Origin of the sequence: Lentzea aerocolonigenes (genome assembly GCF_000955955.1) — a bacterium.
GTDB classification, from domain to species: Bacteria; Actinomycetota; Actinomycetes; order Mycobacteriales; family Pseudonocardiaceae; genus Lentzea; species Lentzea aerocolonigenes_A.
On the sequence record NZ_JYJG01000556.1, the window covers coordinates 1 to 7,495 of the forward strand.

General features: G+C 68.4%; 7 protein-coding genes and 1 pseudogene. 2 read left to right on the top strand and 6 right to left on the bottom strand.

From position 1 onward, the window contains the following. Positions 1-126 precede the first annotated feature (126 nt). Entirely contained in the window at positions 127-471 is a 345-nt protein-coding gene (locus tag UK23_RS46725; RefSeq protein WP_045318317.1) for a peptidase inhibitor family I36 protein, read from the top strand. 2 nt (positions 472-473) lie between these two features. Here UK23_RS46725 and UK23_RS52400 read toward each other — a convergent pair whose 3' ends face one another. After that, positions 474-1,379, bottom strand: a complete 906-nt coding sequence (locus UK23_RS52400) for a hypothetical protein (protein ID WP_156213896.1) — start codon at positions 1,377-1,379, stop codon at positions 474-476. 332 nt (positions 1,380-1,711) lie between these two features. Between UK23_RS52400 and UK23_RS46735 the strand changes: the two genes are divergently transcribed. Continuing rightward, the gene (locus UK23_RS46735; protein WP_045318323.1) at positions 1,712-3,064 is read left to right on the top strand and encodes a pyridoxal phosphate-dependent decarboxylase family protein; all 1,353 of its coding nucleotides are present in this window, start codon (positions 1,712-1,714) and stop codon (positions 3,062-3,064) included. On the opposite strand, the gene UK23_RS46740 is transcribed toward UK23_RS46735, so the two are convergent. The 5 genes and pseudogenes from UK23_RS46740 to UK23_RS46760 all read right to left on the bottom strand — a co-directional run. Then, positions 3,033-4,010 carry a LacI family DNA-binding transcriptional regulator gene (locus tag UK23_RS46740; RefSeq protein WP_045318318.1) on the bottom strand — a complete coding sequence of 326 codons (978 nt, stop codon included), beginning with the start codon at positions 4,008-4,010 and terminating at the stop codon, positions 3,033-3,035. The genes UK23_RS46735 and UK23_RS46740 overlap by 32 nt on opposite strands. Beyond that, on the bottom strand, positions 4,007-5,359 hold the full coding sequence (locus UK23_RS46745; RefSeq protein ID WP_231114999.1) for a GH1 family beta-glucosidase: 1,353 nt from the start codon (positions 5,357-5,359) through the stop codon (positions 4,007-4,009). Before UK23_RS46745 ends, UK23_RS46740 begins: the two co-directional genes overlap by 4 nt. 2 nt (positions 5,360-5,361) lie before the next feature. Then, positions 5,362-6,174 (bottom strand): carbohydrate ABC transporter permease, encoded by an 813-nt coding sequence (locus UK23_RS46750; protein ID WP_045318319.1) that lies wholly within the window; start codon positions 6,172-6,174, stop codon positions 5,362-5,364. After that, positions 6,171-7,118, bottom strand: a complete 948-nt coding sequence (locus tag UK23_RS46755) for a carbohydrate ABC transporter permease (protein ID WP_045318320.1) — start codon at positions 7,116-7,118, stop codon at positions 6,171-6,173. The genes UK23_RS46750 and UK23_RS46755 overlap by 4 nt, the downstream gene beginning before the upstream one ends. Further along, positions 7,115-7,495 (bottom strand): annotated as a pseudogene (locus tag UK23_RS46760) (extracellular solute-binding protein); the annotation flags it as partial. The pseudogene UK23_RS46760 and the gene UK23_RS46755, both read right to left, overlap by 4 nt.

The following is a 7,495-nucleotide window of genomic DNA, read 5'->3' on the forward strand; positions in this document are numbered from 1 at the left end:
GATGTGATCACACACGCCCAGGTCAGCGCGACCTAACGAAGTACTACTAGAAACCGGTACGGCAAAGCCTTGACCCTGTCCAGTGACCCGGGAATGGTGCCAGACAAGGGAAACTGGGGAGGGTCCATGAAGAAGATCACTGTTCTGCTGTGCGCACTGGCAGGTCTGGCCGTCACGCCCGCGGCTCAGGCGGCCGAGCCGGACTGCACGTTCACCGACGCGTTCTGCGCGTGGGACCAGACCAACTACGAGGGTGCCCGGTTCAACGTCTCGCCGCTCGGGTCCTCGGCGTGCGTCGACCTCGCGGCACACGGGTGGGGCAACAGGATTCGCTCCGCCTACAACAACAGCGCGTTGACCGCGTCGCTGTTCGCGAGCACCGACTGCACGGGCCGGCCCTACCCGATCGACGGCAAGACCGGCCAGCCGAACATCACGTTCCAGGCGAGGAGCGTCTTCGTCCAGCGCTGACGTCACTCGCAGGCGATGCCGTCCTTGTCGTTGTCCAGACCGTAGATGTCACTACCGATGACGCGGATCGGGCCTGCCACGTACGCGGGCCCGTTTCCGCTGCCGCCGGCGCAGTCCACGTCGGACGCGATCGGCACGCACCCGCTGTAGTTCGGGTCGCACTTGGGCTGCGGTGCCGGAGCGGGAACCGGTGCGGGTTGTGGCTGAGGCTGCGGTTTCGGCTGTGGTTGAGGCTGCGGCTGCGGCTGTGGGTTCGGCTGAGGCTGCGGCGCCGCCGGGGGAGTGGTGGTCGTCGTAGTTGTGGTCGTTGTCGTGGTGGTGGTCGTGGTCGACGACGCGATGGACGGGGTCGCCACCGTCGTGGTCGTGGCGGCGGGCGAGACCGTCGTGGTCAGCGCGGCCGCTTTGTCCTGGGGAGAACCACCGATCGCGGCCCCGATGATGCCCATGGTGAAGATGAACCCGAACAGGCTGGCCGCACCGATCGCCACCGGCTTCACCCACGACTTGCGCGCACCCACGACCGGCACCACCGCGCCACGGGGAATCTCGCGCGGCATCCGCAGCACGACCTGCAGCAACCCGTTGGCGCCGCGCTGCACCAGCGCCGCGCACCCCGTCGCCCCGCCGCCGGACTCCACGTGCATCAGCACGGGCGCATACCGCCCCGACATCAGGAAAGTCAGCTCGCCGACGCGGTACCCGTCGAGCCGCACCTCGATCGCGCGCTGACCGCGGTACTTGCCGGTGGCGATCATGCACCACGTCAGGTGCACGGCGACGTGCCGCGTCACCCCGTCCGGCACCGCGTACCGGGCCAGGACGTCCTGGTGGTGCTCCTCGCCGGTGACGGTCACCGTCACCTCGCCGGGCACCATGACCAGTCCGGCGGCCGAGTTCTCGATCACGGTCAAGCTCCCTCAGGTGGGCGTTCGTACGGCAGGACCATCGGGCCACTACGCCAGGCGTTACCGAGAGTGCTGCGATGTTGTGCCGATCGAGTGAAAACGAGCCCAACGCGTCACGCAGCGTCGATGATCACCGATGTAACCCTTTCCGTCGGAACGAGCTGAGACGCGGCACTTCCGAGAGAGCGCTTCCACGCTAGGTTGAGCCAAAGGGTGCAACACCTTGACCACAGGAGAGCAGATGGCGCTCGACACGCCGTGGCGGCGGTAGCCGGAAGAGCAGGACCGGATCCCGCGAGCACCGGGCGGAGCACGATTCGTACCGTGTGCTCATGCTGCAGCCGGACCGCGAGACCAGGGCCGAGTGGACGAAGACGGTGACCGCCTTCGTCGAGGAGTTCATCGAGGGGCTGGAGGCCGCTCCCGCCTCCGCGACAGGCACGGCTCTCCTGCCGCCGCCACCGGCCGAAACACCTGGTGAACTGGCTGACCTGCTGGACCGGTTCGCCGACGCCGCGAGCCAGGCCGTGGAAACCGCGGGCCCGCGTTATCTCGCGTATTTCCCGGCCGGCGGCCTCTACAGCTCGGTCCTCGCCGAGTTCGCCGCCCAAGCGACCAACCGCTACACCGGCGTCGCCTCCACCGCTCCCGCGCTGGTCGCGCTGGAGCACAGCGTCATCCGCTGGTTCTGCACCGAGTTCGGCCTCCCCGCGGGCTCCGGCGGCATCTTCACGACCGGCGCCTCACTCGCCACTCTCTCGGCAGTGCACACGGCCCGTCAGGACCGCCTCGGCAAGCACGACCCCAACGGCACCATCTACGTCACGCCGCACACCCACCACTGCGTGGCCAAAGCCGCCCACATCACGGGCTTCGCACCCGAACGCATCCGCACCGTTCCCACCGACGCACACCTGCGCATGGACGTCGCCGCAGCCCACGCCATGATCGCTGACGACCGCGCACGAGGCCTGCGCCCGTTCCTGATCATCGGCACGGCCGGCGCCACCAGCACGGGCATCGTCGACCCGCTCGACGCCATCGCCGCACTGGCCCAGCGGGAGTCCCTGTGGTTCCACGCCGACGGCGCGTACGGCGGCGCGTTCCAGCTGACCGCGCGGGGCAAGAGCATCCTCAACGGCATCCAGCGCGCCGACTCGATCGCCTGGGACCCGCACAAGAGCCTCTTCCTCCCGTACGGCACCGGCGTGCTGCTCGTCCGCGACGAGGCGAGACTCCGCGCCGCCCACGTGGCCGACGGCGACTACCTGCAGGACCTCGACCACGGCACCGGCGTGCCGGACTACGCCGACCTGGGCCCGGAGCTGACCAGGGAGTTCCGCGGCCTGCGCGTCTGGCTCCCGCTGCACCTGCACGGCGTCAAGGCGTTCCGGGACGCGCTCGACGAGAAGCACGACCTCGCCGACCACCTGCGCACCGAGCTGGCGAAGATCGAGACCATCGAGCTGCTGCCGTCCGGCCTGACCGTCGTGGTCTTCCGGAGCGCGAACAGCGAGCAGCTCCTCAAAGCCGTCAACGACTCCGGCAGGTTCTTCCTGTCCAGCACGCGGCTCGGCGGCGAGTTCACCCTGCGGGTCTGCATCCTCAGCCACCGCACGCATCGCGAACACGTCGACGAGTTCGTCGAGCTGATCAGGCGCTTGTCCGCACCACCAGCGAAGTAGGCAGCAGCACGGAAGGCGGCAGCCCCTCCTCGCCCTCGATCTCGGCGAGGAGGCGCCACGTCAGCATCCGCCCGAACCGCTCCACGTCCTGCTTCACCGTCGTCAACGGCGGCACCGCGGGCACGGAGTCGTCGAACCCGACCACGGCCACGTCGTCAGGCACCCGGTGGCCTCGCGCGTGCAGCACCTGCAACGCGCCCAGAGCCATGATGTCCGCGGCCACGAACACCGCGTCCAGCAACGGTTCGCGCGTCAGCAACGAGGTCATCGCGGACGCACCTCCCTCGGGCGTGAAGTCGCCGTACGCCACCAGATCCGTGCGCTGGCCGGACATCGCGCGCCGCCACCCGGACAGCCGGTCCAGCCCGACGGCCATGTCCGCGGGACCCGCGATGGTGGCGATCCGCTTGCGTCCCAGCGAGATCAGGTGCTGCGTCGCCTCGATCGCCCCGGTGAAGTTGTCCGAGTCGACGTACGGCACCGGGCCGCCCGCGAGTGGCCGTCCGCCGGCCACGACCGGCAACCCGTTGTCGTGCAACAACGTCAGCAGCGGGTCGTGGCCGTGCAGGCTGATCACGAGCGCGCCGTCGACGTGCCCGCCGGTCAGGTACGACCCGACGTCGCCGGGCTGGGCCATCATCAGCACCAGCTGGGTGCGGTGCCCGGCCAGTTCGGCGTGGACCCCGCGCATCACCCCGGCGAAGAACGGGTCCGCCAGCACCCGGCCGCTCGGTTCGGACACCACCAACGCGATCGCATTGGCCCGATGCCCCGCCAACGACCGTGCGGCGTGGTTCGGCGTGTAATCGAGCTGGATGACCGCCCGTCGTACCGCCTCCCGTGCCCGCGTGCTCACGTGCGGTGCTCCGTTGAGCACGCGGGACACGGTGGACTTCGACACCCCGGCCAACCGGGCGACCTCGTCGATGCCGGGGCGCCTGCTCATGACGCGATCGCGTTGCTGCGTGCCACTTCGGAGAACCAGCGGGCACTCATCTTCGGCGTGCGCACCTGCGTCTCGTAGTCCACGTGGACGATGCCGAACCTCTTCGCGTACCCCTCGGCCCACTCGAAGTTGTCCATCAACGACCAGCAGAAGTACCCGCGCAGGTCCACACCGGCGGCGATGGCGGTGTGCGCGGCCCGCAGGTGCGAGGCCAGGTACTCGGTGCGTTCCGCGTCGTCGACACCAGGCTGGTCCGGGTACGCGGCACCGTTCTCCGTGATGTACAAGGGAATCGCCGGGTAGTCCTGGTGCACCCGCAGCAGTACGGACGTGAGCCCGTCCGGCCGCACCTCCCAGTCCATGTCCGTGCGCGGCGCGTCGTCCCTGCGCGGGAACGACACCTGCGGGACCCCGATCCACGGCGACGGGCCCGTCTCACCGGGGGCGGCGCTGACGTAGTGCTCGGAGTAGTAGTTCACGCCGAGCATGTCCAGCGGCGTCGAGATCACCGCGAGGTCGCCGTCCTTGACCAGTTCGGAGAACCCGAGCGGCGCCAGGTCCTCCACCACGTCCGCCGGGTAGCTCCCGTTCAGCAACGGGTCGAGGAAGATCCGCTGCTGCAACCCGTCCAGCCGCCGCGCCACGTCCAGGTCGGCCTCGGACGCAGGGTCGGCCGGGATGATCGGGTACATGTTGAGCGTGATCCCGGCCTGCTTGCCCGCGTCGCGGATCACCTTCGCCGCCAGCCCGTGGCCCAGCAGCAGGTGGTGCACCGCGGCTGCGGCGGCGGACGGCTCGGTCCGGCCGGGAGCGTGGATTCCGGCGGCATAACCGAGAAACGCCGAACACCACGGCTCGTTCAACGTTGTCCAGGTGTCGATTCGATCGCCCAGCGCTTCGACCGTCGTCGCGGCGTAGTCGGCGAACCGGAACGCGGTGTCACGCGACGCCCACCCGCCGAGGTCCTCCAGCTTTTGCGGCAGGTCCCAGTGGTAGAGCGTGGGCCACGGCTTGATCCCGTGCTCCAGCAACGTGTCGATCAGCCGCTGGTAGAAGTCGAGCCCTGCCTGGTTGACCTGGCCGCCGTCCGGCCGCACCCGCGGCCACGCGATCGAGAACCGGTAGGCCTGCAGGCCCAGGTCGGCCATCATCCGCACGTCCTGCTCGACCCGGCGGTAGTGGTCAGCGGCGGGCTCTCCTGTGTGCCCACCGACCACCTTGCCGGGCACGCGGCAGAACGCGTCCCAGATGGAGTCGGTGCGACCGTCCACGTCGGTAGCACCCTCCACTTGGAACGCAGCCGTGGCCGCGCCCCACAGAAACCCTTGCGGGAAAGCGATGTTCTCCACCTTCACCCCTTCACAGCGCCCTGCATGACACCCGCGACGATCTGCCGCCCGAGCACGAGGAAAACAATCAGAACCGGAATCGTCGCCAGAGTCGTTCCGGCGAGCACGAGCGAGTAGTCGACGTAGTAGCCGCTCTGCAGCTTCTCCAGCGCCACCTGGATCGTCGGGTTGTCGGCGTTCAGGACGACCAGCGGCCACAGGAAGTCGTTCCAGGACTGCATGAACGTGAACACGCCGAGCATCGCGGCGGCCGGGCGGGCGGCGGGCAGTGCGACGTGCCAGAACGTCCGCCACAGGCTGCAGCCGTCCATCCGCGCCGCCTCGACCAGCTCGTCCGGGATGGCGTCGACCAGGTACTGCCGCATCCAGAACACCCCGAACGCGGTGACGAGGTTCGGCACGATCACCGCTTCGAGCTCGCCGGCCCAGCCGAACTCCGCCATCGCCATGTACAGCGGGATGATCCCGAGCTGCGTCGGCACCGCGAGCGTCGCGACCACGAACACGAACAGCACGCTGCTGCCCCGGAACCGCAGCTTGGCGAAGGCGAACCCGGCCAGCGTCGACAGCAGGACCACCGACAGCGTCACCGTGCCGGACACGATGAAGCTGTTGGCCAGCGACTTCCAGAACGGGATCGTGTCGAGCACCCTGGCCGCGTTGGAGAAGAAGTTCCCGCCAGGGACCAGGGTGAAGTCCCCGGTCAGCGCCTCGTTGTCCCGGCTCGCCACCAGGAACGAGTAGTACAGCGGGAAAGCCGAGCCGAGCACGAACGCGGCCAGCACTCCGTAGACCACAAAGGATGGACGCCTCATCGCACCGACTTCCTCGTGAGCCAGAAGTTGAGGCCGGCGACCAGGATGACGATCAGGAACAGCATCCAGGCGATCGTGGACGCGTAACCGAGGTCGAACTGCTGGAAGGCCGACTGGTACATGTAGAGCACGACGGTCTGGTACTGGTGCACGGACCCGCCACCGCTGCCGCCGGCGGGCGCGAAGAGCAACGGCTCGGTGAAGATCTGCAGCCCGCCGATCGTCGACGTGACGACCACGAAGATCAGCGTGGGCTTGAGCATCGGCAGCGTGATGCTGAAGAACCGCCGGATCGGACCGGCGCCGTCGACCACGGAGGCCTCGATCACCTCACGCGGGATCGCGAGCATCGCGGCCAGCACGATCAGCGCGTTGTACCCCGTCCACCGCCAGTTGACCATCGAGGCGATGGCGACGTGGCTGCCGAACGTGCTGGCCTGCCAGTCGATGGCCGGCAGGCCGACCGCCGTGAGCACGTCGTTGACGAGGCCGTACTGCGGCCCGAACAGGTTTCCGAAGATGATCGTCAACGCGACCATCGACGCGACGTAGGGCAGCAGCACGCCCATCCGCCACCCCGTCTTGCCCCGCAGGTTGGCGCTGAGCAGAGAGGCGAGCAGCACCGCGATGATCAACTGGGGGGCGGTCGACAGCACGAAGATGCTGAACGTGTTGAACAGCGCGTTCCAGAACTGGCTGTCGCCGAGCAGAGTCATGTAGTTGTCCGCGCCGACGAACTTCGCGTCGTCCGCGCCCAGTTCCCAGTCGAACAGCGACACGTAGGCCGTGTACAGCAAGGGGAACACGCCGATGGCGGCGAACAGCACGAAGAACGGGGCGACGAACAGGTAGGGGGAGACCTTGGCGTCCAGTGTGGACAGACGGTACCGCGGGCGGGTCTCCTCGACCCGCTCGCGGTCCGGCCGTGTGAGCAAAGCCGTCACTTGGCTACCTTCTGTGCCTCCGCGACGGCGGTCTTCCACGCGTCGTCCGCGGTGCTCTTGCCCTGCTCGACGGACAGCAGCGCCGCGCTGACGACGGTGTCCTGGATCTGACCGTCGGTCGGGCCCTTGTACTGCGCGGCCGTGATCTTCTTGGCCTGCGCGGCGAACAGCGCGCCGACCTTGATGTCACCGAAGTACGCGTTCGACGACTCCAGCAGGGCGGGGTCGGTGAGCGCCTTGACCTGGCTCGGGAACGTGGCCTTGGACTTGAACGCCTTGATCTGCTGCTCCGGCGCGGTCAGCCAGGCGGCGAGCTCCGCGGCCTTCTTCGCGTTCTTGCTCTGCTTCGGCACGGTCAGGTACGAACCGCCCCAGTT

What these genes read in the sequence shown, in the direction of transcription:
- UK23_RS46750 (WP_045318319.1), bottom strand. Translation starts at nt 6,174, where the DNA reads ATGAGGCGTCCATCCTTTGTGGTCTACGGAGTGCTGGCCGCGTTCGTG.
- UK23_RS46735 (WP_045318323.1), top strand. Translation starts at nt 1,712, where the DNA reads ATGCTGCAGCCGGACCGCGAGACCAGGGCCGAGTGGACGAAGACGGTG.
- UK23_RS46725 (WP_045318317.1), top strand. Translation starts at nt 127, where the DNA reads ATGAAGAAGATCACTGTTCTGCTGTGCGCACTGGCAGGTCTGGCCGTC.
- UK23_RS46740 (WP_045318318.1), bottom strand. Translation starts at nt 4,010, where the DNA reads ATGAGCAGGCGCCCCGGCATCGACGAGGTCGCCCGGTTGGCCGGGGTG.